This window comes from Streptomyces sp. NPDC006332, assembly GCF_040612855.1.
Lineage (GTDB): Bacteria > Actinomycetota > Actinomycetes > Streptomycetales > Streptomycetaceae > Streptomyces.
Genome location: NZ_JBEXRA010000021.1, coordinates 1 through 25,928 on the forward strand (window position 1 = coordinate 1; position 25,928 = coordinate 25,928).

Here is a 25,928-nt window from a genome sequence, read left to right on the forward strand (position 1 = left end):
GTGATGGGGGGGTTGAGGCAGTGTGCCGACCGGGCTCCTCGCCGAGACCGTCGAGAAGGTCGCCCCATGAGCGGCTTCTTCGACATCCCGAGCGACCTCCACGTCAGACCCCCGCCGCGGCCGGGTCCGCCTGCCGGGCGATGACCGCCGCCGCCGCGCCGACCAGCCCCGCGTCGGTGCCCATCTGTGCGGGCTCCACCCGCAGGCGCTGCACGAAGGACAGGGTCGCGTAGTCGCTCAGGGCCTTGCGCAGGGGTGCGAACAGCACGTCGCCCGCCTTGCCCACGCCGCCGCCCACGACGGCGATGTCGATCTCGACAAGGGTGGCGGTGGCCGCGATACCGGCGGCCAGCGCCTGCGCGGCCCGCTCGAAGGAGGCCACGGCCACCGGGTCGCCGTCCCGGGCGGCGGCGGCCACCGCGGCGGCGGAGGTGTCGCCGTCCGGGCCGGGCCGCCAGCCGTTCTCGAGCGCCCTGCGCGCGATGTTGGGGCCGCTGGCGATGCGCTCCACGCAGCCGCGCGCGCCGCACGGGCACGGGTCGCCGTCGAGGTCCACGCTGATGTGGCCGATGTGGCCCGCGTTGCCGGTCGGTCCGGGGTGCAGTCGGCCGTTGAGGACCAGGCCGCCGCCGACTCCCGTCGACACCACCATGCACAGCGCGTTGGCATGCCCACGGGCGGCGCCCTGCCAGTGCTCGGCGGCCGTGATCGCCACGCCGTCCCCGATCAGCTCGACGGGCAGCCCCCCGATCGCCGCCTTCACCCGCTGGACCAGCGGGTAGTCGCGCCAGCCGGGCACGTTCACCGGACTGACCGTGCCCAGGGAGGCGTCCACCGGGCCCGCGCTGCCGATCCCGAGGGCCGTGGCCCGACCCCACAGCGGCGACGCGGTCAGCTCGGCGAGCACCTCCTCGACCGCCCCCATCACGGTCTCGCCGTCTTCTCGGGCGGGCGTGGCGCGTTGCGCGCGAGCCTGGATCCGGCCGTGGCTGTCCACCAGCGCTCCGGCGATCTTGGTGCCGCCGATGTCGAGTGCGGCCACGAGGTCGGTGTACATCAGTGTCGGATCTCCCCGTCAGACATGGAACGACGTCGGTGACGTCATGAAGAGTGTGCGAGCAACCGTGCGGGAACGCGGGCCGGTCTCGCGGTGGGGCGCAGGCCGGAGATTGCGGTGGACAGTGTCTCTCGCATCTGACAACGTTGTCCAGGCTCTATGCTCGACGCCACATCCTCATACAAAATCATGGATGCGGCATCTCCATCATGAACCGTCGCATTACCGTGGACGACAGGACAGGACACCGCACCGTGCCCGAGACCCACCACCGCGCCGAGCGCCTCACCGCGAACCGCTACGGCAACCGTCCGACCATGAAGGACGTGGCCGCGCGGGCCGGTGTGGGGCTGAAGACCGTCTCGCGCGTGGTCAACGGTGAGCCGGGCGTGACGACGGAGACCGAGCGGCGGGTCCAGGAGGCGATCGACGCTCTCGGCTTCCGCCGCAACGACAGCGCGCGGGTGCTGCGCAAGGGCCGCACCGCCAGCGTCGGCCTGGTACTGGAGGACCTCGCGGACCCGTTCTACGGCCCGCTCAGCCGCGCGGTCGAGGAGGTGGCCCGGGCCCACGGCGCCCTGCTCATCAACGGTTCCAGCGCGGAGGACCCGGAGCGGGAGCGGGAGCTGGTGCTGGCGCTGTGCGCACGGCGGGTGGACGGCCTGGTGGTCATCCCCGCCGGTGACGACCACCGCTATCTGGAGCCCGAGCTGAAGGCGGGCGTGGCGACGGTGTTCGTGGACCGCCCGGCCGGGAACATCGACGCCGACGTGGTCGTCTCGGACAACTACGGCGGCGCCCGGGACGGTGTCGCCCACCTGATCGCGCACGGGCACCGGCGGATCGGGTTCATCGGCGACATGCCCCGCATCCACACCGCCGCCGAGCGTCTGCGTGGCTACCGGGCCGCACTGGAGGACGCCGGGATAGCGGTGGAGGACTCCTGGATGTCGCTGGGCGTGACCGATCCCGAGCGGGTGCGCCGGGCGGCCGAGGAGATGCTCGCCGGCCCCTCTCCGGTCACCGCCGTCTTCGCCGGCAACAACAGGGTGACGGTCACCGTGATCCGGGTCCTGGCGGAACACCGGCGCCAGGTGGCCCTCGTCGGCTTCGACGACATCGAACTGGCCGATCTGCTGCAGCCCGGGGTCACCGTCGTCGCCCAGGACGCGGCCACCCTCGGCCGGACGGCCGCCGAGCGGCTGTTCCGCCAGCTGGACGGCACCCTGCTCACCCCGGAGCGGATCGAGCTGCCGACCCGGCTGATCACCCGCGGCTCGGGCGAGCTGCCACCGACGGACTGAGCGGATCATGGACGATCGCACCCTGGAGGCACTGGGCCTGGCCGAGGCGCCACGCGATCATCCGCTGCTCTACCCGGGTGGGTGGCCGCGGGACTCCGGACTCCTCGACGGCGACCGGCTGCTGCCACTCGACGTCTTCGTGCACCCCGACCGCACCGCCGTCCTGGCCGTCGGATCCAACGCCAGCCCGGCCCAACTGCGGCTCAAGATGGCCGAGTTCGGGATCACGTCGCCGATCCCGATGGTCCGGGCCCGGGTCACCGGCCTCGGTGTGGGGGTCTCCGCGCACGTCAGCCGCCTGGGGTACGTGTCCGCGTCGCCGTTCGAAGCGCCGGGAGAGGTACGGGAGTTGTTCGTCACCTGGCTCGACGACCAGCAGCTCGCGGTGGTCGACGCGAGCGAAGGGGTGCCGCTGCCGAACGGCAACTTCCGCCGCGCCTGGCTGCCCGCGCCCGAGGTGCGCGTCGAGCCGGCGCCCGGAGTGACGCTGCCCGGCGTGTACGCGTACGTCAACCGCCATGGCGTCCTGCACGACGGCACCAGCGCGCCTCGCAGGCATCCGGGCCAGCGGGCCCTGCTCAACGAACTCCTCGTGGGTTCCGCCCGGTTGAGGGAACTCTTCGGCGTCACCCCGGAGGAGTTCTGCGCCCGGGCGCGAGCCGACCGGCACCTGTGCGAGCGGGGCACACGGCTGTTCGCGGACGAGAAGCGGGTGACGGTGTCGGGGCTGGAGCGGTACGCGAGGGGCGGGGGCTGACGGCCGCCCGCGGGATCACGGACGTTCGGCGTTCGTTCAGCAGAGCGGTAGTCCCGGTACCGGGGAGTCGTTGTCGCCGCCCTTGATGTAGACGTCGTTGAAGTAGACGTTCGTGTTGCCGCTGTCGTCGTCGGTCTTCGCCCACCAGACGTTGGTCCACCGGCCGGCTGTCTCACGGCGGCCCAGGTCGCGCTGGCAGTAGAAGTAGTTGGTGCCCGCGTTGAGGACCCCGGCCTTGGTGCCGGAGGCGGTGTACGAGTCGGCGGTGCGCCAGACCTCGCAGTTGTACTTGCCGCCGCCGATGGAGCGGCAGGCGGGGGCCTGCGGGGTCTCCGCGCCTGAACCGCCCGGGGTGCCGCCCGAGGTCTTGGCGGGGGACGACTTCGTCGCGGTCGGGCCCTTGCCGTCGCCCTGATCGGTGGGCTCCGTGGCGTTTGGACGGCCGGCATCGGTGGGCTTCGCGGCTTTTGAACGCCCGGCATCGACACGGTCGGCGGCGGTGGAGGTCGCGGATGCCCTGGGCTTGGTACCGGCGGCGGTGGAGGTGGCGGACGCCGAGGGCTTGGTACCGGCCGTGGCGTCGCCCCTGTCGTCCAGCACGGCGAAGGTGACCCCGGCGGCCACCAGCGCCACGGTCAGGGCCGCGGCGGCGAGCAGGACACGCCCCTTGCGCCGGCCCGGGCCGGATGCGGAGGTGCCGGAGGCGGACATGGGGAAGGTGGCCGCCGGCTCCGATCCGGCCAGGACGGGGGCACCCGAACCCTGCGCGGGCGGCCCGGCCGGGGCTCCGGGGCCCGCGTGCCCGGCCTCGCCGACCTCGCCGGTGGGGTGCGCCTGCCCGGCCCCGATGTGCCGAGTGGGCCCAGGCTCAGCGGGGGCCTCCGGCGACTCCGTCCCGGGCCGCCCCGGCTCCGTCCGCGCGGGCGCCGGATCCGCCGGTCCCCGCAACATCGTCGTGGGCGTGTCCGAGCCGTCCCCGTCCGCCACCGCCCGCAGCAGCTCGCGGGCTTCCTCGGCCTCGGGGCGGTTCGCCGGTTGTTTGTCGAGGAGGCGTCGGAGAACGGGACCGAGGTGGCCGGCCCGGCGAGGCTCCGGCATCGGCTCGGTGACGATCGCGGTGAGCGTGGAGAACGTGGACGTCCGGCGGAACGGCGAGGAACCCTCGACGGCCGCGAACAGCGTGGCACCGAGGGCCCAGATGTCGGAGGCGGGGCCCGGGTCCGCGCCCTGGGCGCGCTCGGGCGCGAGGTAGTCCAGGGAACCGACGAGTTCGCCGCTGCGGGTGAGGTGGGTGGCCGAGCCGTCACCCGGGTCCTCCACCTTCGCGATGCCGAAGTCCGTCAGCACGACGCGGCCCGAACGGTCGAGCAGGATGTTGCCGGGCTTCACGTCCCGGTGCAGTACGCCCGCGCGGTGGGCGGCGGCGAGCGCGTCCAGCACCTCGGCGCCGATACCGGCCGCCTCGCGCGGGTCGAGGGTGCCGCGCTCGCGCAGGACGTCGTCCAGCGAGGGGCCGTCCACCAGTTCCATGATGATCAGCGGACGTCCGTCGGCCTCGGCCACATCGTGCACGGCCACCACTCCGGGGTGGCGCACCCGGGCCGCCGCTCGGGCCTCCCGCTGCATCCGCAGCCGCAGACCGGCGAGTTCGGGCCCGTCGGCGTCGCTGTAGGTGCGCAGTTCCTTGACCGCGACCTCGCGCCCGAGCACCTCGTCGACGGCCCGCCAGACCACACCCATGCCGCCGCGCCCCAGTTGGGCCACGACGCGATAGCGCCCGGCCAGCAACCTCCCGACGTGGTCCGCCCGTTCGTACTCCCCCGAAGACACCGCCGCCCCGTTCCTGTGACACCGCCGTGAATGACGTACAGACTACGGGGCGGGGTTCCGGCTCCGGCCGACCGTTGCGGCGGTGACCGGTCCGCTACTTCGCGGAGACGGTCAGGTCGGCTCGCCTCGGTGCCGCGAAGCCCTCGAGGTCCGCGCGGGTCAGGCCGCTGCGGCGGGCGACCTCGGCGATGTCGAGGGCACCGCAGTCCAGGCCGCGCAGCAGGTAACCGCTCAGCGCCTTGGCGGTGGCGGGCTCGTCCATCACGTCACCGCCGGTGCGGTTGGCGTACCGGGAGAGGCGGTCAGCCGCCTGTTCGAAGCCCTCGCGGTAGAAGGCGAAGACCGCCGCGTACCGGGTGGGGATGTGGCCGGGGTGCATGTCCCAGCCCTGGTAGTAGGCGCGGGCCAGGGCGCGTCGGGTCAGGCCGTAGTGCAGCCGCCAGGCGTCGTGCACCTTCGTGGTGGGGCCGACCGGCAGGACGTTGGTCGAGCCGTCCGACACGCGTACGCCGGTCCCCGCGGCCGCGACCTGCATGATCGCCTTGGCGTGGTCGGCAGCGGGGTGGTCGCTGGTCTGGTAGGCGGCGGACACCCCCAGGCAGGCGCTGTAGTCGAAGGTGCCGTAGTGCAGGCCGGTGGCACGGCCCTCGGCGGCCTGGATCATGCGGGCGACGGTGGCGGTCCCGTCGGTGGCGAGGATGGACTGGCTGGTCTCGATCTGGATCTCGAAGCCGATCCGGCCCGGCTCCAGCCCGCGCGCCTTCTCGAAGGCCTCCAGGAGCCGCACCATGGCGGTGACCTGCTCGGGGTAGGTCACCTTCGGCAGCGTCAGCACCAGCCCGTCGGGCAGGCCGCCGGCCTCCATCAAACCGGTGAGGAAGATGTCCAGGGTGCGGATGCCGCGGTCGCGGACGGGCGCCTCCATGCACTTCATGCGGATGCCCATGTACGGGGCCGCCGTGCCGTCCCGGTACGCCTGGGCGATCAGTCGCGCCGCTCGGGCCGCCGTCTCGTCCTCCTCGGCGTCCGGGCGGGGGCCGTAGCCGTCCTCGAAGTCGACGCGCAGGTCCTCGACGGGCTGTTGCTCCAGCTTGGCGCGGACGCGGGAGTACACCGGCTCGGCGAGGTCGTCGGAGAGGCCGAGGACGGCGGCGAAGGACTCGGCGTCCGGGGCGTGCTGGTCGAGGGCGGCGAGGGCCTGGTCGCCCCAGAAGCGGATGGTGTCGGCGGCGAACACGTCACCGGGGACGTAGACCGTGTGGACGGGCTGGCGGGTGCCGGGGTCTCCGGGGTAGCGGCGCTCCAGATCGGCGTCGACCGGCACGAGGGAGGCGCTGATCTCCTCGCTCACGGCTCCCGTGAGGCTCGTCGCCACCTGGTCCTGCTGACCCTGACCCATCCCGCGCCTCCTGTTTTCCGTTCTGCGGAATCAATAATCCGCACAGCGAAGTTATCTATGAAGCTCCCCGCCGGTCAACACCGTGCCCCCGGCCTGACCCACCGCGTTCACTCCCGCGGCCGAGAACCTCTGTGCCCCCTTCCGCCCTTGCGCTCCCACCCTCATCCTGATCCCCGGGGAGGGAATCACATGGGGCACACCACCAGCATGACGCGTCGCATGGGCATGAGATCCGCGGTGGCCACCGCGCTGACCATCCCGCTGCTCGGCGCGGTCCCGACGTCGGCCGCGAGGCCCAGAAGGCGCCGCCTGGAGGTCATGACGTTCAATCTGCGCTTCGCGAGCACCACCGAGCCCAACAGCTGGGCGGCCCGCCGTCCGGTGATGCGTGAGCTGTTACGCCGCGAGGCACCCGACGTGATCGGCACGCAGGAGGGTGTCTACCAACAGTTGCTCGACATCCGCGCCGACCTCGGAGCGCACTACGACTGGATCGGCACCGGCCGCGAGGGCGGCAGCCACGACGAGGCCGTGGCGGTCTTCTACGACACCCGGCGCCTGGCGCCCGTCGAACACGACACCTTCTGGCTCTCCGACACGCCCAGGGTGATCGGCTCGAACACCTGGGGCGCCCGCCTCCCGCGCATCGCCACCTGGGTCCGGTTCAGCGATCTGCACGCTGGCGGGCGGGAGTTCTACGTCCTCAACACCCACTTCGACCACGTGAGCCAGTACGCACGCGTGCGTTCCGCGTCCATGGTCGGCGACCGGATCGCGGCACTCGACCGGTCCCTGCCGTCCATCGTGACCGGCGACTTCAACGCGTCGGCCCACCGGAACGAGGCCTACGACACCCTCCTGGACGCCGGACTCGTCGACACCTGGGACACGGCGGCCGAGCGCGGCAGGCTCTACGCGACCTTCCACGGCTACCAGCCGCTGGTGAAGGACGGCGACCGCATCGACTGGATCCTCACCACACCGGGCGTCACGACCCACCGGGTGTCCGTCAACACCTTCGAGCGCGACGGCCAGTTCCCGAGCGATCACCTGCCGGTGCAGGCGTCGCTGACCCTGGGATGAGCCGAGGCCCCCGCGACCGGGGGCGGTCGTGGGGGCCTCGTACAGCCTTGCGGGGATCAGCCCTTGCGGGTCTTGATCTCCTCGGTCAGCGCGGGGACCACGTCGAAGAGGTCGCCGACGACGCCGTAGTCGACCAGGTCGAAGATCGGGGCCTCGGCGTCCTTGTTGACGGCCACGATCGTCTTCGACGTCTGCATGCCGGCGCGGTGCTGGATGGCGCCGGAGATGCCGTTGGCGATGTACAGCTGCGGCGAGACGGACTTGCCGGTCTGGCCGACCTGGTTGGTGTGCGGGTACCAGCCGGCGTCCACCGCGGCGCGCGAGGCGCCGACGGCCGCGCCGAGGGAGTCGGCGAGGGCTTCGATGATCGCGAAATTCTCCGCGCCGTTGACGCCACGGCCGCCGGAGACGACGATCGCGGCCTCGGTCAGCTCCGGACGGCCGGTCGACTCACGCGGGGTGCGCGCGGTGACCTTGGTGCCGGTGGCCTGCGCCGAGAAGGTGACCTCCAGCGCCTCGACGTCACCGGCGGCCGGAGCGGCCTCCACGGCGGCGCTGTTGGGCTTGACGGTGATGACCGGGGTGCCCTTGGCGATGCGGGACTTGGTGGTGAAGGACGCGGCGAACACCGACTGGGTGGCCACCGGGCCCGACTCGCCGGCCTCCAGGTCGACGGCGTCGGTGATGATGCCGGAACCGATACGCAGCGCGAGGCGGGCGGCGATCTCCTTGCCCTCGGCGGAGGAGGGGATGAGCACGGCGGCCGGGGAGACGGCGGCGACCGCGGCCTGCAGCGCGTCGACCTTCGGGACGACCAGGTAGTCGGCGTACTCGGCGGCCTCGTGCGTGAGGACCTTCACCGCGCCGTGCTCGGCGAGCGTGGCGACGGTGTCGGCGGCGCCGCCTCCCAGCGCGACGGCGACCGGCTCGCCGACCCGGCGGGCCAGGGTCAGCAGCTCGAGGGTCGGCTTGCGGACGGCACCGTCCACGTGGTCGACGTAGACAAGGACTTCAGCCATGGGATTGCTCTCCTGCGTGGATGAGATGAGGGGCGGTCAGCGACGTCGAGCTCAGATGAACTTCTGGCTCGCGAGGAACTCGGCGAGCTGCTTGCCGCCCTCGCCCTCGTCCTTGACGATCGTGCCGGCCGTACGGGCCGGGCGCTCGGTCGCGGAGTCGACGATCGTGTAGGAGCCCTCCAGGCCGACCTCCTCGGCCTCCAGGTCCAGGTCGGACAGGTCCCAGGACTGAACCGGCTTCTTCTTGGCCGCCATGATGCCCTTGAAGGACGGGTAACGCGCCTCGCCCGACTGGTCGGTGACCGACACGACCGCCGGCAGGGACGCCTCCAGGTTCTCGGAGGCGGCGTCGCCGTCGCGGCGGCCCTTGACCGTGCCGTCCTCGACCGACACCTCGGACAGCAGGGTCACCTGCGGCACACCCAGGCGCTCGGCGAGCAGCGCGGGGACGACGCCCATGGTGCCGTCGGTGGACGCCATGCCGGAGACGACCAGGTCGTAGCCGGCCTTCTCGATCGCCTTCGCCAGGACCAGGGAGGTGCCGATGGCGTCGGTGCCGTGGATGTCGTCGTCCTCGACGTGGATGGCCTTGTCGGCACCCATGGACAGCGCCTTGCGCAGGGCGTCCTTGGCGTCCTCGGGCCCGACGGTCAGGACGGTGACCTCGACGTCGTCGTCGGAGTTCTCGGAGATCTGCAGCGCCTGCTCGACCGCGTACTCGTCCAGCTCGGAGAGCAGACCGTCCACGTCGTCCCGGTCGACGGTCAGGTCATCGGCGAAGTGCCGGTCGCCAGTGGCGTCGGGCACGTACTTCACAGTGACAACGATCCTCAAGCTCACGCCGGCTCTCCTACTGCATCGTCATTTTTCGGCTGCCTCTTGCAGGCAGCATAGGCGCCACAAGCGGCCGATCCCGGTCGGGGCGACCCACGCGCCGAACGAGATATTACTCGTCAGTACACCCAGTTCGTTCCCGCTGAGCAAGCGCTTTGAACTGTGACCTTCGCAACGCAGCGTAATCGGAACTCGACGCCCTCGCAGCAGCGGGTAGGGCCGGGCGGGGCCATTCAGTCGCCGAGCCCGTGGAAGCGCCCCTGGTGATAGAGGAGCGGGCGGCCGGGGCCGGTGGAGTCACCGACGGCGACCTCGGCCAGCACGATGCGGTGGTCACCGGCCGGCACCCGTGCGACGACCCGGCACACCAGCCAGGCCTGCACGTCGTCCAGGACCGGCACCCCCTCGGGGCCCTCGCGCCAGGCGGTCGCCGCACCGAAGCGGTCGGCTCCGCTGCGCGCGAAGGTGGCCGCCAGGTCCTGTTGGTGCTCACCGAGTATGTGCACGCCGACGTGCTCCGACTCGGACACTGCGGGCCAACTGGACGCGCCGGTGCCGATACCGAAGGAGAGCATGGGCGGGTCGGCGGAGACCGAGGTGAGGGAGGTGGCGGTGAAGCCGACCGGACCGGCGTCACCGCGCGCGGTGATCACGGCCACTCCCGCGGCGTGCCGCCGGAAGACGGAACGCAGGAGGTCGGGCGAGGCGAGCCGAGGGGTGCCGAGGCCGGGCGTGGCCGTCATGGAAGAGTCCTTGCGCGAGGAGGGGCTTGGGCGTCCGTGGCTGCTCAACAGCTCGGACAGCGCGCGCTCGCGGTGCGGGCCGGGGCTTCTTGCCACATGCGTCCCCGCCCGAGGAGAAGGGGTTCCGAAGGCATACGGTCAGGCTGACGATAGGTGGTACGCGCAGTCAAGTACGTCCCGGTATCTGGAAGATGCTCCACCGTCCTGGTCAGGGGTGTCACACCGCCTCCCCCAGCGCGGCGATCACGTCCGCCTTGCGCGGCTGGCCGGCGGCACGTCGGACGATCCGGCCGTCGACGTCCAGGACCAGCACGGTCGGGGTCTTGAGGATGTCGAGTGCACGGACGAGGTCGAGGTTGTCCTCGGCGTCGAGTTCGACATGGACGACACCCGGGACCAGGTCGGCCACCTCACCAAGGATCCGGCGGGTCGCCCGGCAGGGGGCGCAGAAGGCGCTCGAGAACTGGACCAGGGTGGCCCGCTCACCGAGCCGCCCGCCCAGTTCGGCCGCGCCGAGCCGTTTCCCGTCGTCGCGCCCGCGCACCCGAATCCTCCCGCTCCGCCGCCGATGCAGCACTCCGTAGGCGCTCGCCAGCGCGAGCACCGCCACACACACCACGAGTCCGGTCATCGAGTGCACCAGCGTTCACGAGACTGCAAAGATTCCCGCCTCCCCGAACTGTTACCGCTGCGGAATGCTTCATTCCCATGGACATCGATGTGAGGGGGCCCCGCTTCGGCGCGGCCGTGACGACCGTCGTGCTGGCGGTCGTGCTGATCACCGGCAGCGCGTGGCTGCTGGCCTGGCAGACGCTGGCGTTCGCGCTGGGTGCGGCCGGCGGCGTGGCCCGTTCACCGTACGGCTGGCTGTTCCGGGTCGCGGTGCGGCCCCGGCTCGGGCCGCCGACCGAGTTCGAGCCGCCCCAACCGCCCCGGTTCGCGCAGGCGGTGGGGCTGCTGTTCGCGGCAGTGGGCCTCGTCGGCTACACGCTGGGCCCCGATTGGCTGGGACTCGCCGCGACCGGCGCGGCGCTGGCGGCCGCGTTCCTCAATGCGGCGTTCGGCTACTGCCTGGGATGCGAGATGTACCTGCTTGTACGACGAGCGGACGTACGCGCTGAGTAAAGGTGGCTTAAAAGCCCGAGGTGGATCACCGCGTGGACGTGACGAGAATCTCGCCGCCGACAGGCACCAGGGCTGGCTCCTGGCCCGTTCTTGGGGCACGATCTGCGACATGCCGTAAACCTACGGCTGCGTAACTTCGGCCTGGAGTCGCCTGTCCAGGCAGAGAAGGAAGGGCTCACACCGTCCATGGCAGAGCTTGTCTACCGTCCCGTCGTTGGTTTCGCCCAGGCCCTGTTCAAGGTGTGGGACCTCAAGATCGACCTGAGGGGTTCGGAGAACATCCCGCGCTCGGGCGGTGCCGTGCTGGTGAGCAACCACATCAGCTACCTGGACTTCGTCTTCGACGGCCTGGCGGCGCTTCCGCAGAAACGTCTCGTACGGTTCATGGCGAAGGAGTCCGTGTTCCGGCACAAGATCTCCGGCCCGCTGATGCGCGGGATGAAGCACATCCCGGTCGACCGCAAGCAGGGTGAGACGGCGTACGCGCGCGCACTGGAGTCGCTGCGGTCCGGCGAGATCGTGGGCGTCTTCCCGGAGGCCACCATCTCCCCGTCCTTCACCCTCAAGTCCTTCAAGTCGGGCGCCGCACGCATGGCCCAGGAGGCGGGCGTCCCGCTGATCCCGATGGCCGTGTGGGGCACCCAGCGACTGTGGACCAAGGGCCACCCGCGCAACTTCAAGCGCAGCCACATCCCCGTCACCATCCGGGTGGGCGAGGCGATCGAGGCCTCCCGGGACAAGTACGCGGGTGTGATCACCCGTCAGCTGCGCGAGCGGGTGCAGGAACTCCTGGAGGCCGCGCAGCGTGCCTACCCGGTGCGCCCCAAGGACGCGAACGACACCTGGTGGATGCCGGCCCACCTCGGCGGCACCGCCCCGACCCCGGAAGAGGTGCGCGCGGCCGAGGCGCACTGACCCTCGCGGCCCAGCCGTTCGGGCCGCGTCCCCGACCGCGCGCCGACGCGCACTACTGCGCCATCTCCTCCTTCAACGCGGCCACGAACGCGTCCACGTCGTCCTCGGTCGTGTCGAAGGCGCACATCCAGCGCACGACGCCCGCCGCCTCGTCCCAGAAGTAGAAGCGGAACCTCTTCTGCAGGCGCTCGCTCACGTCGTGCGGGAGCCTGGCGAAGACGCCGTTGGCCTGCACCGGGTAGATGATCTCGACGCCGTGCACGGCGCCGACCCCCTCGGCGAGCCGCTGGGCCATCTCATTGGAGTGGCGGGCGTTGCGCAGCCACAGGTCCCTGGCGAGCAGGGCCTCCAACTGCACCGACACGAAGCGCATCTTGGAGGCCAGCTGCATGGACATCTTGCGCAGGTGCTTCATGTGGCTCACGGCGTCCCGGTCGATGACGACGACCGCCTCACCGAACAGCGCGCCGTTCTTCGTGCCGCCCAGGGAGAGGATGTCGACGCCGACCGCGTTGGTGAACGTCCGCATCGGCACGTTCAAGGAGGCCGCCGCGTTGGCTATCCGCGAACCGTCCAGGTGGACCTTCATCCCGTGGGCATGGGCGTGGTCGCAGATCGCGCGGATCTCGTCCGGTGTGTAGAGCGTGCCGAGCTCGGTGCTCTGGGTGATCGAGACCACCTGCGGCATCGCACGGTGCTCGTCGTCCCAGCCGTAGGCCTGCCGGTCGATCAGCTCGGGGGTGAGCTTGCCGTCGGGTGTGGGCACGGTGAGCAGCTTGAGGCCGCCCATGCGCTCGGGGGCGCCGCCCTCGTCGACGTTGATGTGGGCGCTCTCGGCACAGATCACCGCGCCCCAGCGGCCGGTGACGGCCTGGAGCGCGACGACGTTGGCCCCGGTGCCGTTGAAGACCGGGAACGCCTCCGCCGTGGGGCCGAAGTGGCTCCGGATGACGCTCTGCAGGCTCTCGGTGTAGTCGTCCTCGCCGTACGCCACCTGGTGGCCGCCGTTGGCCAGGGCCAGGGCGGCCATCACCTCCGGGTGCGCGCCGGCGTAGTTGTCGCTGGCGAATCCGCGGACCTCGGGGTCGTGACGGCGGCGAGCATCGGTCTTCGGCGGGTTCACGGCTTGTCGGATCACGGCTTCTCGGTCAGCCACAGACGCTTTCCGTTCACTTCGGCGGCGGGCTTCTCCCAGACGCCAACAATTTCCTCGGCCAGGTCCTTGACGTCCGTGAACCCCGCGAACTTCGCGTTGGGGCGCTCGGCGCGCATCGCGTCGTGCACCAACGCCTTCACCACCAGGATGGCAGCGGCGGAGGTGGCCCCGCCTGCCCCCTGGGCGGCGCCCGCCTTGGCGAAGTAGTCGGCGAGCGCGAGCGTCCACGCCTCGGCCGCGGCCTTGACCGCCGCGTAGGCCGCGTTGCCGGCGGTGGGCCTGCTGGCGCCCGCGGCGCTGATCAGGACGTACCGGCCCCGGTCGCTGGCCTGCAGCGCCTCGTGGAAGGCGAGGGAGGTGTGCTGCACGGTGCGGATGAGCAGCATCTCCAGCAGGTCCCAGTCGTGCAGGTTGGTCTTGGCGAAGGTCTCGCTGCCGCGCCAGCCGCCGACGAGGTGGACCACGCCGTCGACCCGGCCGAACTCCTTCTCGGTGTGCACGGCCCACTCCCGGGTCGAGTCCAAGTCGAGCAGGTCGACCGTCTCGCCGGTCACCATGGCGCCGCCGGAGCTGTAGCGGGCCGCGTCCACGGCCTCCGCCAGCCGCTCGGGGTCGTTGTCCGCGCCGACGACGGTCGCGCCCGCCTCGGCGAGCCTGAGCAGCGTCGCCCGCCCGGCGGGTCCACCCGCGCCGGCCACCGCGATCACCGCACCGCTGAGAGCCCCGTTCCCCATGGTCTTCGCCTCCTGAGCAGTGGTTTTGGTATCGCGGTCGCTCATGCGGCGATCCGCTCGGCGCTCTTCGCGGTGATGCCCCGGGTGGAGGCGATCACCTTCTTCAGCTTCTTGGAGAGTGCCTCATAGAACATGCTCAGCGGAAACTCGTCCGGAAGCACGTCATCGACGAGTTTCCGGGGCGGCTGGCTCAGGTCGAGGGCGTCGGGGCCCTTGGCCCAGCGGGAGCCCGGGTGGGGGGCGAGGTAGGTGGAGACCAGCTCGTATCCCGCGAACCAGTGGACGAGCTTGGGCCGGTCGATGCCGTCCCGGTAGAGCGCCTCGATCTCGGCGCACAGCTCGTTGGTGACCTGGGGCGCGCGCTGCCAGTCGATGAACAGCTTGTTGTCGGTCCAGCGGACCACGTCGTGCTTGTGCAGGTAGGCGAAGAGGAGCTGACCGCCGAGGCCGTCGTAGTTGCGCACCCGCTCGCCGGTGACCGGGAAGCGGAACATGCGGTCGAACAGCACCGCGTACTGCACGTCACGGGCCTGCGGGACGCCGTCGGCCGCCAGCTTCACGGCCTCCCTGAAGGCGGTGAGGTCGCAGCGCAGCTCTTCGAGACCGTACATCCAGAACGGCTGGCGCTGCTTGATCATGAACGGGTCGAAGGGCAGGTCACCGTGGCTGTGGGTGCGGTCGTGGACCATGTCCCACAGCACGAAGGCCTCCTCGCAGCGCTTCTGGTCGTGGACCATCGCGGCGACGTCCTCGGGCAGTTCCAGGCCCAGGATGTCGACCGCGGCGTCGGTCACCCGACGGAAGCGGGCGGCCTCCCGGTCGCAGAAGATGCCACCCCAGCTGAAGCGCTCGGGGGCCTCGCGCACGGCGATGGTCTCCGGGAAGAGGACGGCCGAGTTGGTGTCGTAGCCGGCCGTGAAGTCCTCGAACCTGATGCCGCAGAACAGCGGGTTGTCGTAACGGGTGCGCTCCAGCTCGGCGAGCCAGTCGGGCCAGACCATGCGCAGCACGACCGCTTCGAGGTTGCGGTCGGGGTTGCCGTTCTGGGTGTACATCGGGAAGACGACCAGGTGCTGGAGGCCGTCCGCGCGGTTCGCGGCGGGCTGGAAGGCCAGCAGCGAGTCGAGGAAGTCCGGTACCTCAAAGCCGCCCTCGGACCAGCGACGCAGGTCCTTCACGAGGGCCTGGTGGTACGCGAGGTCGTGCCCGAGCAGCGGCGACAGCTCCTGGACGGCGTCGACGACCCGCTGTACGGCGAGTTCCACGTCCGCCGGGTCGGGGGCACCCTCGGCCTCAAAGTCGATCGACCCGTCCTTGGACTGCCATGGCCGGATCTGCTCCACGGCATCCTTGAGCACCGGCCACGCCGGGTGCTCCACCACCCTGGTCGCGGGAGGAACCCTTTCCTCCGACGCCGCCTGCACAAGAATTTCCATCATGTCTCATCCTCCACGGGAGAACCTCGCGTAAGAAGACCGTATACACACATCGTTTTGGTCAGCAAGTGGGAGTCCAGGAAATACTCCTGCCTACCCCCCAACATCACAGAACATTTTCCTGCCAGATACCCTGATGACGGCTGTTCATGCTTCACGCACCGCTCCCCGTGCAGGGGCGGGTTCACCTCGGGGCGGGGCCGATAGGCTGCGAATCTGCCCGCGCAGCCGTCCGCCCCGGTCTGCGCGGAGTTGCCGAGCCGCAGTCGACGGAAGCGAGTCGAACGTTGAACTTCCTCACCATCGGGCACCGGGGAGTCATGGGTGTCGAGCCCGAGAACACCCTGCGGTCCTTCGTCGCCGCCGAACAGGCCGGCCTCGACGTCATCGAACTGGATCTGCATCTGAGCAAGGACGACGCCCTCGTCGTCATGCACGACGCCGACGTGGACCGTACGACCGACGGGACCGGCCCGATCGCCGAGCAGACCCTGGGCGAGCTGCGCGCGCTGGACGCCGGGCTCGGCGAGCGGATCCCGGTGTTCGAGGAGGTGCTGGACGCCGTACGGCTGCCGCTGCAGGCCGAGATCAAGGACCTGGCGGCGGCCCGCGCGCTCGCCGAGGTCATGGACCGGCGGGATCTGACCGGCCGGGTGGAGGTGTCCTCGTTCCACGACGAGGCGATCGCCGAGATCGCCCGGCTGCTGCCCGGAGTACGCACCGCGCTGATCGGCAGCCGTTACGGCACCGACATCGTGGAGCGCGCGGTCGAGGCCGGGGCCGCGACGGTCTGCCTCAACATCCGCCGTCTCACCCTGGAAATCGTGGAGAACGCGCGCAAGGCGGACCTGAGGATCATCGGCTGGGTGGTGAACACGCAGGAGCAGCTACGGCTGGTCCGGGCCCTGGAGCTGGACGGCGCGACCACCGACTATCCGGAGATCAGGCGCACCGGCCGCTTCACGGCGTGACGGTCAGCGGGCCCCCGTGACGATCATGCGAGCTCCTTGATCAGCAGCTCGAACTGCAGGTCGTCGCGTTGCGGAACGCCGAAGCGCTCGTCGCCGTACGGGAAGGGGGTCATCCTTCCCGTACGGCGGTAGCCGCGGCGCTCGTACCAGGCGATGAGGTCGTCGCGTACGGAGATCACGGTCATGTGCATCTCGGTGGCGCCCCAGACTTCGCGGGCCTGCCGCTCCGCCTCCGCGATGATCACCTTGCCGAGGCCGCCGCCCTGCGCGGCGGGACTGACCGCGAACATCCCGAAGTAGGCGTGGTCGCCGCGGTGTTCGAGCTGGCAGCAGGCGACGATGCGGCCCTCGCGCTCGACCGTGAGCAGCCGGCTGTCGGCCGCCTTGATGACCTCCAGCACACCCTGCGGGTCGGTCCGCTGCCCTTGGAGGATGTCCGCCTCGGTGGTCCACCCGGCACGGCTGGAGTCCCCGCGGTACGCCGACTCGATCAACGCCACCAGGGCGTCCACGTCGGCGTCGGTGGCGTCACGGAAGCTGAGTTCGGGGGCAGGGGTCTCCATGGCTCGGATCTCCGGTTCGTCGGCACGGTAGGGCACGGGCATCGATGAGGGTACGCGGCGGGTGCCACTAGGCTCCTGGTGCATGGTGCATGTACTGAGCGGCCGCACGTTGCTGCGGCCCACTGATCCGGAACGGTCCCGTGTCTTCTACGGCGAGCAGTTGGGGCTCGCCGTCTACCGCGAGTTCGGCGAAGGGCCGGAGCGCGGCACCGTCTACTTCCTCGGCGGTGGGTTCCTGGAAGTGTCCGGGCGCTCCGAGGTGCCGCCGTCGCCGGCGGTGCGGTTGTGGCTCCAGGTCGCGGACGTGGCCGCGGCTCACCAGGAGCTGCGGGGCAGGGGCGTCGAGATCGTGCGGCCCCCGGTGACGGAGCCGTGGGGGCTGGTCGAGATGTGGATCGCGGATCCGGACGGGACACGGATCGTGCTGGTGGAGGTGCCGGCGGACCATCCGCTGCGCTACCGGCCCGGAATCTGAGGCCACCGGTTCACAGGGGATCTTCGCGCGTTGCCGCGCACACGGATGGCCGGGATCGACACCGAGGCATAGCGTGCAGAGAGGGGCTTCCCCCCGCCGTCTCGGGGCTCTCGGAAGGAACGCCATGAAGCTCGACGAACCGGTGATCGGCGGACCCTGCTGGACCGAACTGGGCACCGACGACATGGAGGCGGCTAAGCGCTTCTACACGGAGCTGTTCGGCTGGCGCGCCGAGACGGATCCGCGTCAGGAGGCGGGCGGCTACACCATCGCGCACCAGGGCGACGCGGCGGTCGCCGCGCTGACTCCGCTGTACCAGGAGTCGCAGCCGGTCGCCTGGAACGTGTCGTTCGCCGTGCGGGACGCCGACGCCACGGCCCGGGAGGTGACCGGGGCGGGCGGCACGGTCCTGGTCGGCCCGATGGACGTGTTCGACGTGGGCCGCTTCGCGGTGGCCCTCGATCCGACCGGAGCGGCCTTCCAGCTGTGGCAGGCCCGCTCGTTCCCGGGCGCCGGGCTGTTCAACGCGCCTGGTTCCCTGGGCTGGGTGGAGCTGCTGACCCGGGCCCCCGAGCGGGCCAAGGCCTTCTACACCACGGTGTTCGGCTGGAGCGTCAACGCCTCGGAGCACTACACGCAGTGGGGCCTCGACGGCGAGGACTTCGGCGGCATGGTGACGATGGACGACACGTTCCCGCCCGAGGTGCCACCGCACTGGCTGCCGTACTTCGCCGTCGGCGACGTGGACACCACCGCGAGTGCCACGACCTCGGCGGGCGGCACCGTCCTCATGGAACCCCGCTCCCTCGGCGCCGTCCGCCGCATCGCCGTGCTGCGGGACCCGCGGGGCGCGATGTTCGGGGTGTACCACCCGACGGACGGCTGAGAGGGAGGTCAGGGGTGGTCGCCCCATGACCGGGGTCCGCCGGGGTGGTGGGTCCCGGACCAGGGATCAGAACAGCCGCGTCACCGTCACCCGGTCGATGACGGGGGCGTGGGCGGAGCGCTGGCCGTGCGGGTTGTGTGTCCGGCCGTCGAAGTTGGGGAGTTCGTCGGCGGTGAGGGTGATCGTGTTGGCACCCGGCTCCAGGGTGACGGGGACCGAGAGGTTCCAGAAGTTGTTGAAGTGGAAGGTCGTGGGGAACAGGACCCGGTGCGGGGCGGCCCCGTTGACGGAGACGTCCGCGTGGCGGCAGACCGGGTCCGGGTTGTAGTGGGTGGCGGGAGCCTGCTCGCCGTTGGCGTAACGGAGGGTCAGAGCGTGGCGTCCGGCCCGCTGTGCCGACACGGTGAGCGTGAGGGCGTTGCCGGGGCCCGCGCCGATCCCGTCGACCGCCTTGCCGCCGGTGGCGTACGTGTATCCGGCCACCTTCGCCGTGCCGGTCAGCAGGCCTTCCTCGGCCGGGTACGCGGCGCTATGCAGCAGACCGCGCGACGGGCCGACGCGCAGCCGGTCCACCACCATGCGCTCCGAACTCCCGGTGACCGTGAGCTTGTTGACGCCTCCGGTGAGGAAGAGCGGGACGGCTCCCCGCTCGACGCGTCCGACGTCCTCTCCGTTGACGCTCAGCAGTCCCTCTCCGGGGCCGAGTACGTCGACGGTGACGCTCGCCTCGCCGTCGTCGTCCGCGTGCACCCAGAAGGTGACGGTGCCCCCTCTGGGGAGCACGGCGGCGCCCGGCCCCGAGGCTCCGCGGTGCGCGTAGCTGACGGCCGCCCCGTCCCCGAGTGCGGCGTACTCGGCCTCGTACAGCGCGGTGGGGTCGTCGTCGCACCGCACGAGGTCCAGCTTGTCGATGACGGCGTCCCCCTGGGTGGTACCGAGTTCGGGGTCCCACGCCGCGAGGGTGACGCGGTGGCTGCCCGCGGTCAGCTCGACCCGGGTGTCGGTGTGCCCCCACACCGCCCACTTGTAGCCGAGCGGCAGCAGCAGTTCGCGCGGGTTCTCGCCGTCCACCCGCAGGAAGACGTTGGTGGGCCCCTGCTCGCGCACCAGCTCGGCCTGGTTGTAGGAGTTGGCGAACACCCGGAGCTCGTAGGTGCCGTCGCGCGGGACCTCGACGTCGAAGGCGAGCACTCCGTCGGATCCGGTGCGCAGGCCGCCCACGTGATAGCCGCCGGAGGTGGCGAACCGGTCGACGTCGGCCGGGGATCCCTCGGGTCCGTTGCGGGAGTAGCCGCCGCCCGTGTAGGTGGCGTCCTCGGCCTCGTACGTCCGCCGTCGGACGGCGGGGGGCGGCGCGATCGGGGCGCCGTTGCCGCCGGGCGCCAGGATGACCTGGTAGGCGGACATCGCGTCGAGGTCGGACACGGTCACGGTCACCCGGCCGTCCACGACGGGCAGTTCCTCGTCCCGCAGCCGTGACGGCTGGGCGCAGACGCCCACCTGGCCCGTCCACGGTATCTCCTGGAGCCGCAGGCGCACGGCCGTCCCGAAGAGGTCGGGGTCGACGCCCTCGAAGACGATGTCGGCCGCGCCGTCCGCGCCCCCGAACAGCACCCGGGCCTGCCGCTTGGCCCGGTCCAGGGCGGCCAGGCCCTGCAGCGTGTACTGCACGTTGGGATGCGGGGCGGTGACGTGGACCGTGTTGCCGGTCAGCTGCCCGTAGGCGTTGAACAGCCACCACTGGCCGTTGCCCTTGCCCGCCTCGACGGCCGAGTCGTTGAGGTTGCCCGCGATGTTCCAGTAGGCCAGGTCGGCGTCGACCTTCGACTCCTCGATCGCGGAGATCCACTGCACCATCTGGCCGGGCACGGACACGTGGTAGTTGTGCGCGTACTCGTTGAGGTTGACCGGTAGCGGGCCGATGCCCAACTCCCTTTCGAGCGCACGGTACTTGGCGACGTTCGTGCGGACCTCGGCCGGCGAGGACAGCTCGTGCCAGGTGATCACGTCGGGCAGCACGTCCTGTGCCTTGGCGAACTCGAGGAAGTCTCTGACCTCGGGGTACAGGATGCTGGTGTTGGGACCGGCGATCCGCGCCTTTGGGTCGAGGCTCTTGATGAGGTGGTACGCCTGCTGCCAGGCCGCGAAGTAGTGCCGCGGGTCGGTGCGCCAGGACGTCCGGTCGTAGCTCCACTCCCCCTCGCCGAACATGTTGCCCTCGGGCTCGTTGAACGGCACGTACACGACGTGGGACCGGTACGCGCCGAGGGTCAGGACATGCTCGACCTGACGGCGGACGACCTCCAGGAATCCGGCCAGCCGCTCCTCGCCGGTGGCACCGGGCCACTCGTAGGGGAAGCCGCGGTAGTGGTCGGGCAGGTAGACGTACACGTCCCGGCCGCCCGCCGCGACGAAGGACGGGAGGATCTCCAGCGCGTCGGCGCCCGGGTGCTGGATGCCGTCCTGGGCCTTGGTGGTGACCGTGCGGACGTACATGCCCTCGACGACCTGGCGACTGGGCACTCCGTCGCCGTACAGGCCGTAGAGCGTGCCGCTCGCGCCGCCGTGGAAGGGGCCCGTCTCGGCTGCGAGGTCGACGGTGAGCCGGTCGGGAATGCCGGGGATCCGATCAGGGATGACGGTGAGTCGATCAGAAACAGGGGCTGCGGGGTCTTCGGTTGTCACGGCATCATCCTTCGTCCGGCATGTCGTACGCCAGTCGATGATCCGAACCGGCCTGGTCGAACGTAAGAAGGACGCGTCTGCCGCGTCAATGGCACGCCGGCTTCAAAACGTGCGGAGCGGGTCGGCACCCGAGAGGCCTCAGGGGCGCGGCACTCCGAGGCGGCCCTCCAGCCGGCTCAGCAACCCGGCGAGCAGCGCGGACAGTTCGTCCCGGTGTGCCGGGTCGATTCCGGACAGTACCGATGTCTCGTAGGCGAGCTGTTCGGGGAGGATGCCGTCGACCAGATCGCGTCCGGCGTCCGTGAGGCGGACGTGGGCGACGCGGCGGTCGCGGGTGTCGCCGCGCCGCTCGACCAGGCCGCGCTCGGTCAGGGCCTTGAGCCGCTTGGTGACGGCGGCGCCCGAGGAGAAGGTCTCGCGAGCCAGTTCACCGGGGGTGAGCTCGTGGCCGGTGCGACGCAGCGCGCCCAGCAGGTCGAACTCGGGGCGGCTGAGGCCGGCCCGGCGCAGCGGGGCGTCCTCGGCCTGTTGGAGGAGGGCGGCGCAGCGGTTGACGCGTCCGATGATCTCCATGGGACCGGTGTCGAGGTCAGGGTGGACGGCCTGCCACTGCCGCACGACCGCGGCGACCGTGTCGCCCCTGGTCGGGTCCTGTGCCGTCATCGGCCCTCCACCGGTCGCCGTCATGGCCGTACGCCCTCCGTCGTGTCCGTGTGCCGGTCCAGGTGCAGCCCCTGGCGCCGAACCGTCGCCGCGAGCGTACGGTGTCCCGATCGTTCGGCGTGCACGACCCTCTCGTGCGGCAGGGCACGCTGCCACCACTCGCCGGACGCGGCCTCGACCGTGCCGCGCAATTCCAGCAGGGCGGCGGCGAGGCGGCGCCGGGCGGCTTCGAGGGCCCCCGGGGCGGGATGCGGCTCGGCCAGGAGCCGAGCGGCGTGTTCGCGGGCACGCTCGACGCCGGTCAGCGCGTGCCCGACGCGGTCGCCCGCGCGACGGTTGGTGACGGCGACGGCGGCGGCTAGGCCGACCAGGGCTCCGACGAGGGTGTCCACGGCCCGCTCGACGATCAGCTGTCCGGGCTGCTGGTAGCCGGCGAACTCGGTGATGAGCAGCGCCATCGGGGTCACGCAGACGCTGCCGAGCCAGTAGTTGCGGCTCATCAGCGCCTCCGCCGAGAAGTTGAAGGCGAGGCAGCACAGGACCAGCGCCGCCGGGCCGAGGTGGGCCAGCGGAGCCACCGCGGCGAAGAGGAGGACCCCGACGAGGTTGCCGACCACCCGCTGCACTCCCCGGTTCCAGGTGAGGGTGAGGTTGGCCTGGTACAGCGAGGCGGCCGTGACCAGGGCCCAGTAGGGGCGGCCGACACCGAGGGCGAGGGAGGCGTAACCGGCGAGGGCGCAGCCGAGGGCGGTGCGCAGGGCGAGCGGGGCCAGCGGGCCGAGGCGGGTCCACCAGGGGCGGGTGGGGGCGGCGAGTTCGGCGTCGACGCCGAGGAGTTCGGCGGTCTCGGCGGGCCGTTCGCCCACCTGTGGGACCGGTCCGGTGCCGCGCAGGTGGCGGGCCCAGGCGCGCAGCCGCCGCGGGTCCGCGTCGGCGGGGGCGGCGAGGGCGACCTCGGCGCGGACGAGGAGCCGTTCGAGGGCGTGCCGGGTCGCGGTGCGGCCGCCGGCGGACAGCAGGCTCTGCCAGGCGGCCTGCACGGCGGCGGCCGCGGCGGCGCGGGTCGTCGCGTGGCGGTCGCCGACACCGCGGGTGGCGGCGTGGACGGCCGTGGCGTCCAGGGCGTGTGCGGTGGCGCGGCGCTCGGGACCGTGCGGGCGCAGCAGCCCGGGCGCCATGCCGACGAGCCAGGCCCACACGCCCGTCCCCGCGGCCAGCGCCAGGTGTCCCGGAATCTGGCCGAGGGTCTGCGGAGCGAACAGCGCGGCGGAACTGATGAAGGTGAGCACCACGTTGCCGGGCGGCCCTACCCGGGTGGCGTCGCAGAGCGTCTTCTGTACGGCGGCCAGGACGGCGCCGACGGTCACCAGGACGACGGCGCTGCCGGTGAGCGAGGCCGCGACCAGGGCGGCGGCGAGACCGCCGAGCATGCCGAGCACGACCCAGGCCAGGGCGCGGGACCGGGCGGCGTAGGGGCGGTTGTGGGCGTACAGCGCGCACAGGGACCCGGCCATGGTGTACATCGCCAGGTCGAGCCGGCCGAGCGCGAGCAGGATCAGATTGGGCGGGGCGACCGCGACGACCACGCTCAGGGCGGGCTTGAACCAGATGTCGGAGGGCCGGCCGAGGCGCAGCACGCCGGCCAGCGGAAGACGTCGGGCGCGCGGGGCCTCGGGGGCGGGGGTCGGGCGGCTCATGAGCAGAAGTTTAACAGGTGTTTTACTTGTAAAAATATCCGCTGACCTGCTGTGCTCCGTCAGACGCTCCCCGTGTACACCCTTGCGCTCGCTTGCGCACCGCGGGGCCGGGGCATTCCTTGACCGACCGTCGGGCACCGTCGAGCGGGGTGGTGGGCGTGCACGGACCGGCTTCGCCCGGTTGGCTGCTGGTGGTGCTGTGCGCGGCGACCGGGGCGTACTGCCTCAGGCGGATGCGCAGCGGCGTCGAGGAGCAGCGCCGGGCCGCGGGGGGCGAGGCGCTGATGGGTTTCGGCATGGCCGCGATGGCCGTACCGGGGGCGGTGTTCACCCCGCCGTCATGGGCCTGGCCCGCCTATGCCGTCGTCTTCGGCGCGGCCGCGCTGCACGCCCTGTGGTCGGCGCGCACCGGCGCCCACCACCTGCACCACCTCGTGGGGGCCCTGGCCATGGTCTACATGGCCGCGGTCATGGCCGCCTCCCCCGGGCAGCACGGCGGCCACGGCGGCGCCGGGGTACCGCTGGTGACGGGCGTGCTGCTGCTCTACTTCGCGGGGTACGTCCTGCTGTCCGGTGCACGGCTGGTTCCGGTCGGCGGCGGGGGTGAGGCGGTGGCGTGGGGGGACCGGCCGGAGCTGGTGCGGGCGTGCCGGCTGTCGATGGGGATCTCGATGGTGGCGATGCTGCTGACGCTCTGAGGTCCCGCTCGGTCCTCTGTACGTACCGTTGCCTGCGTCACTTCGGCCCCGGAGACCGTACCTGTGAGCGGTGTCGCGCTCATAGGCTGCTGCCATGATGCTCCCCGCGGCACTGTTGCTGCTCGGTGCCCTGACCGCCGTCGTCGCTCCCCGGCTGCTGGCCCGGGCCGACTGGGCGGACCACGAACCGGTCCTCGCCCTGTGGGTGTGGCAGTGCGTGGTGGCGGCCGTCCTGGTGTGCTGCGCGCTGTCGATGACGCTCAGCGCGGCGGTGGCCTGGCAGGCGGTCCGCGGCCAGGTGTTCGCGCCCGCGCCGAACACCGTCGTCGAGGCCTACCCGCTCACCACGGCCGGTCCGTGGGCCGCGACCACCGCGGTGGCACTGGCCTGTGGCGGGATGTGGAGTGCGGCGATGCTGGTGCGTGAGGTGGTCCGCGCGCGTGTCGGACGCCGACTGCGGCGGGAGGCGCTTCTTGTCAGGGCCCCGCTGCTGCCCGGTGAGGAGCCCGGCAATCGGCTCGTGGTGCTGGAGGGCGAGCGGCCCGACGCGTGGTGGCTGCCGGGTGCGAGACCGCGGCTCGTCGTGACCACGGCCGCGTTGCGCCGCCTGAAGGGGCGGCAGCTGGACGCTCTCGCCGCACACGAGGAGGGGCACGCCCAGGCCCGGCACGACTGGCTGCTGCACTGCTCGGCCGCCCTGGCCGGCGGGTTTCCGCAGGTTCGGGTGTTCGCCGCGTTCCGCGACGAGATGCACCGACTGGTCGAACTCGCCGCCGACGACATGGCGTCCCGCCGCTTCGGCCGGCTGACCACCGCGCTCGCCCTGGTCGAACTCAACGAGGACCGGGGCGTGTTCGGCCCCGCTCCGGCCCCGCACGCCCATCTGCCGCAGCGGGTGCGACGCCTGCTGGCTCCCCCGAACCGGTTCACCGCGGCCCGCCGACTGCGGCTGACCGCGGCCGCCGCGCTGGTTCCGGTCGTCCCGGTGCTGGTGGCGTTCGTGCCGGGGCTGCGCGCGCTGGGATGACCGACGGACGCGTCGCCCGGACCGCGTGAGCACCGACAGGACGCGTCACCCGGACCGTCCGAGCCCCCAAGACACGGTGTTCTCGTCCTGAGGGCGCCTCGACGCCGGCTCGGTCGCGCCCGGAATTGGCCTCACGCCCCACAGGTCGGCGAGGATCGCATCATGCACACACCGCCCGTCGAGTCCCCGCCCCGCCCGTCGGCGCACCGCACCGCGGCCCGCGCTGCCGGCGTCCTCGCGCTGTGCTCCACGCTGCTCCTCGTGCTGGTCGCGGTGGAGTGGCCGCCGCTGATCACACTCGATGAGGACATCGCCCGCACCACGCACCGCTGGGCGGTGGACGACCGCGGTGTCACCCACGCGTTCCGCATCCTGACGGACTGGATCTGGGATCCGTGGACGATGCGTCTGCTGTGCGCGGTCGTCGTGGTGTGGCTGGTGTGGCGGCACGCGGACTGGTGGACGGCCGGGTGGCTGGCCGCCACCTGCGCGCTGGGCACCCTGGTGCAGCAGGCGCTCAAGACCGCGGTCGGCCGGGCGCGGCCCGTCTGGCCCGACCCCGTCGACACGGCGCACTACGCGGCCTTCCCTTCGGGCCACGCCATGACCGCCACCGTCGTCTGCGGTCTGTTCCTGTGGCTGCTGCACCGCCACGGCGCGGGCCGCGCCCTGTGGAGCACGGCGCTGACCCTCTCCGTGGTCTCCGTCGTCGGGGTCGGCGTGACCCGGATCTGGCTCGGCGTCCACTGGTCCACGGACGTGATCGGCGGCTGGCTCCTGGGAGCGCTGATCGTGGCCCTGGCGGTCCTGGCCCACCAGCGATGGCGGCCGGGCACAGCGTCGGTGGGAACTGCGGCCTCGTAGGGACGCC

Annotated in this window: 25 protein-coding genes; 11 read left to right on the plus strand and 14 right to left on the minus strand. The window is 71.6% G+C overall.

Going from position 1 to position 25,928, the window contains the following annotated elements:
- Positions 1-103: 103 nt before the first annotated feature.
- Positions 104-1,057 (minus strand): ROK family protein, encoded by a 954-nt coding sequence (locus ABZ027_RS20070; protein WP_356770071.1) that lies wholly within the window; start codon positions 1,055-1,057, stop codon positions 104-106.
- A gap of 254 nt (positions 1,058-1,311) precedes the next feature.
- Here ABZ027_RS20070 and ABZ027_RS20075 point away from each other — a divergent pair, with 254 nt between their 5' ends.
- On the plus strand, positions 1,312-2,361 hold the full coding sequence (locus tag ABZ027_RS20075; RefSeq protein ID WP_356770292.1) for a LacI family DNA-binding transcriptional regulator: 1,050 nt from the start codon (positions 1,312-1,314) through the stop codon (positions 2,359-2,361).
- 7 nt (positions 2,362-2,368) lie between these two features.
- A complete protein-coding gene (locus ABZ027_RS20080; RefSeq protein ID WP_356770073.1) occupies positions 2,369-3,118 on the plus strand; it encodes a hypothetical protein in 750 nt (249 codons plus the stop codon).
- 36 nt (positions 3,119-3,154) lie between these two features.
- Here ABZ027_RS20080 and ABZ027_RS20085 read toward each other — a convergent pair whose 3' ends face one another.
- The gene (locus tag ABZ027_RS20085; RefSeq protein ID WP_356770075.1) at positions 3,155-4,948 is read right to left on the minus strand and encodes a serine/threonine-protein kinase; all 1,794 of its coding nucleotides are present in this window, start codon (positions 4,946-4,948) and stop codon (positions 3,155-3,157) included.
- A gap of 94 nt (positions 4,949-5,042) precedes the next feature.
- Positions 5,043-6,347, minus strand: a complete 1,305-nt coding sequence (locus ABZ027_RS20090; protein ID WP_356770077.1) for an aldolase/citrate lyase family protein — start codon at positions 6,345-6,347, stop codon at positions 5,043-5,045.
- 189 nt (positions 6,348-6,536) lie between these two features.
- Between ABZ027_RS20090 and ABZ027_RS20095 the strand changes: the two genes are divergently transcribed.
- A complete protein-coding gene (locus ABZ027_RS20095; protein WP_356770079.1) occupies positions 6,537-7,430 on the plus strand; it encodes an endonuclease/exonuclease/phosphatase family protein in 894 nt (297 codons plus the stop codon).
- Positions 7,431-7,486: 56 nt separating this feature from the next.
- Here ABZ027_RS20095 and ABZ027_RS20100 read toward each other — a convergent pair whose 3' ends face one another.
- From ABZ027_RS20100 to ABZ027_RS20115, 4 genes are all read right to left on the minus strand, one after another.
- Positions 7,487-8,449, minus strand: a complete 963-nt coding sequence (locus tag ABZ027_RS20100) for an electron transfer flavoprotein subunit alpha/FixB family protein (protein WP_356770081.1) — start codon at positions 8,447-8,449, stop codon at positions 7,487-7,489.
- Positions 8,450-8,500: 51 nt separating this feature from the next.
- Complete coding sequence (locus ABZ027_RS20105) at positions 8,501-9,289, minus strand: electron transfer flavoprotein subunit beta/FixA family protein (protein WP_356770083.1); 789 nt, start codon at positions 9,287-9,289, stop codon at positions 8,501-8,503.
- A 227-nt stretch (positions 9,290-9,516) separates the two neighbouring features.
- Positions 9,517-10,026 (minus strand): flavin reductase family protein, encoded by a 510-nt coding sequence (locus ABZ027_RS20110; protein ID WP_356770085.1) that lies wholly within the window; start codon positions 10,024-10,026, stop codon positions 9,517-9,519.
- A gap of 217 nt (positions 10,027-10,243) precedes the next feature.
- Complete coding sequence (locus tag ABZ027_RS20115) at positions 10,244-10,657, minus strand: thioredoxin family protein (protein WP_356770087.1); 414 nt, start codon at positions 10,655-10,657, stop codon at positions 10,244-10,246.
- Between the two features lie 77 nt (positions 10,658-10,734).
- On the opposite strand from ABZ027_RS20115, the gene ABZ027_RS20120 reads away from it, so the two are divergent.
- Complete coding sequence (locus ABZ027_RS20120; protein WP_356770089.1) at positions 10,735-11,151, plus strand: DUF4395 domain-containing protein; 417 nt, start codon at positions 10,735-10,737, stop codon at positions 11,149-11,151.
- Positions 11,152-11,337: 186 nt separating this feature from the next.
- On the plus strand, positions 11,338-12,066 hold the full coding sequence (locus tag ABZ027_RS20125; protein WP_356770091.1) for a lysophospholipid acyltransferase family protein: 729 nt from the start codon (positions 11,338-11,340) through the stop codon (positions 12,064-12,066).
- 52 nt (positions 12,067-12,118) lie between these two features.
- Here ABZ027_RS20125 and ABZ027_RS20130 read toward each other — a convergent pair whose 3' ends face one another.
- Genes ABZ027_RS20130 through ABZ027_RS20140 form a run of 3 tightly spaced genes read right to left on the minus strand, consistent with a single transcriptional unit; the run spans position 12,119 to position 15,395 of the window.
- Positions 12,119-13,189, minus strand: a complete 1,071-nt coding sequence (locus tag ABZ027_RS20130; RefSeq protein WP_356770294.1) for a low specificity L-threonine aldolase — start codon at positions 13,187-13,189, stop codon at positions 12,119-12,121.
- Between the two features lie 11 nt (positions 13,190-13,200).
- Positions 13,201-13,956, minus strand: coding sequence for an SDR family NAD(P)-dependent oxidoreductase (locus ABZ027_RS20135; RefSeq protein WP_356770296.1), 756 nt, complete (start codon positions 13,954-13,956; stop codon positions 13,201-13,203).
- A 41-nt stretch (positions 13,957-13,997) separates the two neighbouring features.
- Complete coding sequence (locus tag ABZ027_RS20140) at positions 13,998-15,395, minus strand: DUF6421 family protein (RefSeq protein ID WP_356770093.1); 1,398 nt, start codon at positions 15,393-15,395, stop codon at positions 13,998-14,000.
- A 284-nt stretch (positions 15,396-15,679) separates the two neighbouring features.
- On the opposite strand from ABZ027_RS20140, the gene ABZ027_RS20145 reads away from it, so the two are divergent.
- On the plus strand, positions 15,680-16,363 hold the full coding sequence (locus ABZ027_RS20145; protein WP_356770095.1) for a glycerophosphodiester phosphodiesterase family protein: 684 nt from the start codon (positions 15,680-15,682) through the stop codon (positions 16,361-16,363).
- 23 nt (positions 16,364-16,386) lie between these two features.
- Here ABZ027_RS20145 and ABZ027_RS20150 read toward each other — a convergent pair whose 3' ends face one another.
- On the minus strand, positions 16,387-16,926 hold the full coding sequence (locus ABZ027_RS20150; RefSeq protein WP_356770298.1) for a GNAT family N-acetyltransferase: 540 nt from the start codon (positions 16,924-16,926) through the stop codon (positions 16,387-16,389).
- A gap of 82 nt (positions 16,927-17,008) precedes the next feature.
- Between ABZ027_RS20150 and ABZ027_RS20155 the strand changes: the two genes are divergently transcribed.
- Positions 17,009-17,401, plus strand: coding sequence for a VOC family protein (locus tag ABZ027_RS20155; RefSeq protein ID WP_356770097.1), 393 nt, complete (start codon positions 17,009-17,011; stop codon positions 17,399-17,401).
- Between the two features lie 124 nt (positions 17,402-17,525).
- Positions 17,526-18,287, plus strand: coding sequence for a VOC family protein (locus ABZ027_RS20160; RefSeq protein ID WP_356770099.1), 762 nt, complete (start codon positions 17,526-17,528; stop codon positions 18,285-18,287).
- Between the two features lie 66 nt (positions 18,288-18,353).
- Here ABZ027_RS20160 and ABZ027_RS20165 read toward each other — a convergent pair whose 3' ends face one another.
- The 3 genes from ABZ027_RS20165 to ABZ027_RS20175 form a co-directional block, all read right to left on the minus strand.
- Positions 18,354-20,924 (minus strand): cellulosome protein, encoded by a 2,571-nt coding sequence (locus ABZ027_RS20165; protein WP_356770300.1) that lies wholly within the window; start codon positions 20,922-20,924, stop codon positions 18,354-18,356.
- 186 nt (positions 20,925-21,110) lie between these two features.
- On the minus strand, positions 21,111-21,659 hold the full coding sequence (locus ABZ027_RS20170) for a MarR family transcriptional regulator (protein WP_356770101.1): 549 nt from the start codon (positions 21,657-21,659) through the stop codon (positions 21,111-21,113).
- Positions 21,656-23,332 carry an FUSC family protein gene (locus ABZ027_RS20175; RefSeq protein WP_356770103.1) on the minus strand — a complete coding sequence of 559 codons (1,677 nt, stop codon included), beginning with the start codon at positions 23,330-23,332 and terminating at the stop codon, positions 21,656-21,658. The genes ABZ027_RS20170 and ABZ027_RS20175 overlap by 4 nt, the downstream gene beginning before the upstream one ends.
- Positions 23,333-23,490: 158 nt before the next feature.
- Between ABZ027_RS20175 and ABZ027_RS20180 the strand changes: the two genes are divergently transcribed.
- From ABZ027_RS20180 to ABZ027_RS20190, 3 genes are all read left to right on the plus strand, one after another.
- Positions 23,491-24,030: a DUF5134 domain-containing protein gene (locus ABZ027_RS20180; RefSeq protein WP_356770105.1), complete on the plus strand. Its 540-nt coding sequence runs from the start codon at positions 23,491-23,493 to the stop codon at positions 24,028-24,030.
- 94 nt (positions 24,031-24,124) lie between these two features.
- On the plus strand, positions 24,125-25,057 hold the full coding sequence (locus ABZ027_RS20185; RefSeq protein WP_356770107.1) for a M56 family metallopeptidase: 933 nt from the start codon (positions 24,125-24,127) through the stop codon (positions 25,055-25,057).
- A 162-nt stretch (positions 25,058-25,219) separates the two neighbouring features.
- A complete protein-coding gene (locus ABZ027_RS20190; RefSeq protein ID WP_356770109.1) occupies positions 25,220-25,921 on the plus strand; it encodes a phosphatase PAP2 family protein in 702 nt (233 codons plus the stop codon).
- Positions 25,922-25,928 lie beyond the last annotated feature (7 nt).

Coding starts and splice junctions, on each gene's coding strand:
- ABZ027_RS20080 (WP_356770073.1), top strand. CDS start 2,369: ATGGACGATCGCACCCTGGAGGCACTGGGCCTGGCCGAGGCGCCACGC.
- ABZ027_RS20120 (WP_356770089.1), top strand. CDS start 10,735: ATGGACATCGATGTGAGGGGGCCCCGCTTCGGCGCGGCCGTGACGACC.
- ABZ027_RS20100 (WP_356770081.1), bottom strand. CDS start 8,449: ATGGCTGAAGTCCTTGTCTACGTCGACCACGTGGACGGTGCCGTCCGC.
- ABZ027_RS20110 (WP_356770085.1), bottom strand. CDS start 10,026: ATGACGGCCACGCCCGGCCTCGGCACCCCTCGGCTCGCCTCGCCCGAC.
- ABZ027_RS20140 (WP_356770093.1), bottom strand. CDS start 15,395: ATGATGGAAATTCTTGTGCAGGCGGCGTCGGAGGAAAGGGTTCCTCCC.
- ABZ027_RS20115 (WP_356770087.1), bottom strand. CDS start 10,657: ATGACCGGACTCGTGGTGTGTGTGGCGGTGCTCGCGCTGGCGAGCGCC.
- ABZ027_RS20175 (WP_356770103.1), bottom strand. CDS start 23,332: ATGAGCCGCCCGACCCCCGCCCCCGAGGCCCCGCGCGCCCGACGTCTT.
- ABZ027_RS20095 (WP_356770079.1), top strand. CDS start 6,537: ATGGGGCACACCACCAGCATGACGCGTCGCATGGGCATGAGATCCGCG.
- ABZ027_RS20150 (WP_356770298.1), bottom strand. CDS start 16,926: ATGGAGACCCCTGCCCCCGAACTCAGCTTCCGTGACGCCACCGACGCC.
- ABZ027_RS20155 (WP_356770097.1), top strand. CDS start 17,009: ATGGTGCATGTACTGAGCGGCCGCACGTTGCTGCGGCCCACTGATCCG.
- ABZ027_RS20125 (WP_356770091.1), top strand. CDS start 11,338: ATGGCAGAGCTTGTCTACCGTCCCGTCGTTGGTTTCGCCCAGGCCCTG.
- ABZ027_RS20070 (WP_356770071.1), bottom strand. CDS start 1,057: ATGTACACCGACCTCGTGGCCGCACTCGACATCGGCGGCACCAAGATC.
- ABZ027_RS20135 (WP_356770296.1), bottom strand. CDS start 13,956: ATGGGGAACGGGGCTCTCAGCGGTGCGGTGATCGCGGTGGCCGGCGCG.
- ABZ027_RS20160 (WP_356770099.1), top strand. CDS start 17,526: ATGAAGCTCGACGAACCGGTGATCGGCGGACCCTGCTGGACCGAACTG.
- ABZ027_RS20170 (WP_356770101.1), bottom strand. CDS start 21,659: ATGACGGCGACCGGTGGAGGGCCGATGACGGCACAGGACCCGACCAGG.
- ABZ027_RS20190 (WP_356770109.1), top strand. CDS start 25,220: ATGCACACACCGCCCGTCGAGTCCCCGCCCCGCCCGTCGGCGCACCGC.
- ABZ027_RS20185 (WP_356770107.1), top strand. CDS start 24,125: ATGATGCTCCCCGCGGCACTGTTGCTGCTCGGTGCCCTGACCGCCGTC.
- ABZ027_RS20090 (WP_356770077.1), bottom strand. CDS start 6,347: ATGGGTCAGGGTCAGCAGGACCAGGTGGCGACGAGCCTCACGGGAGCC.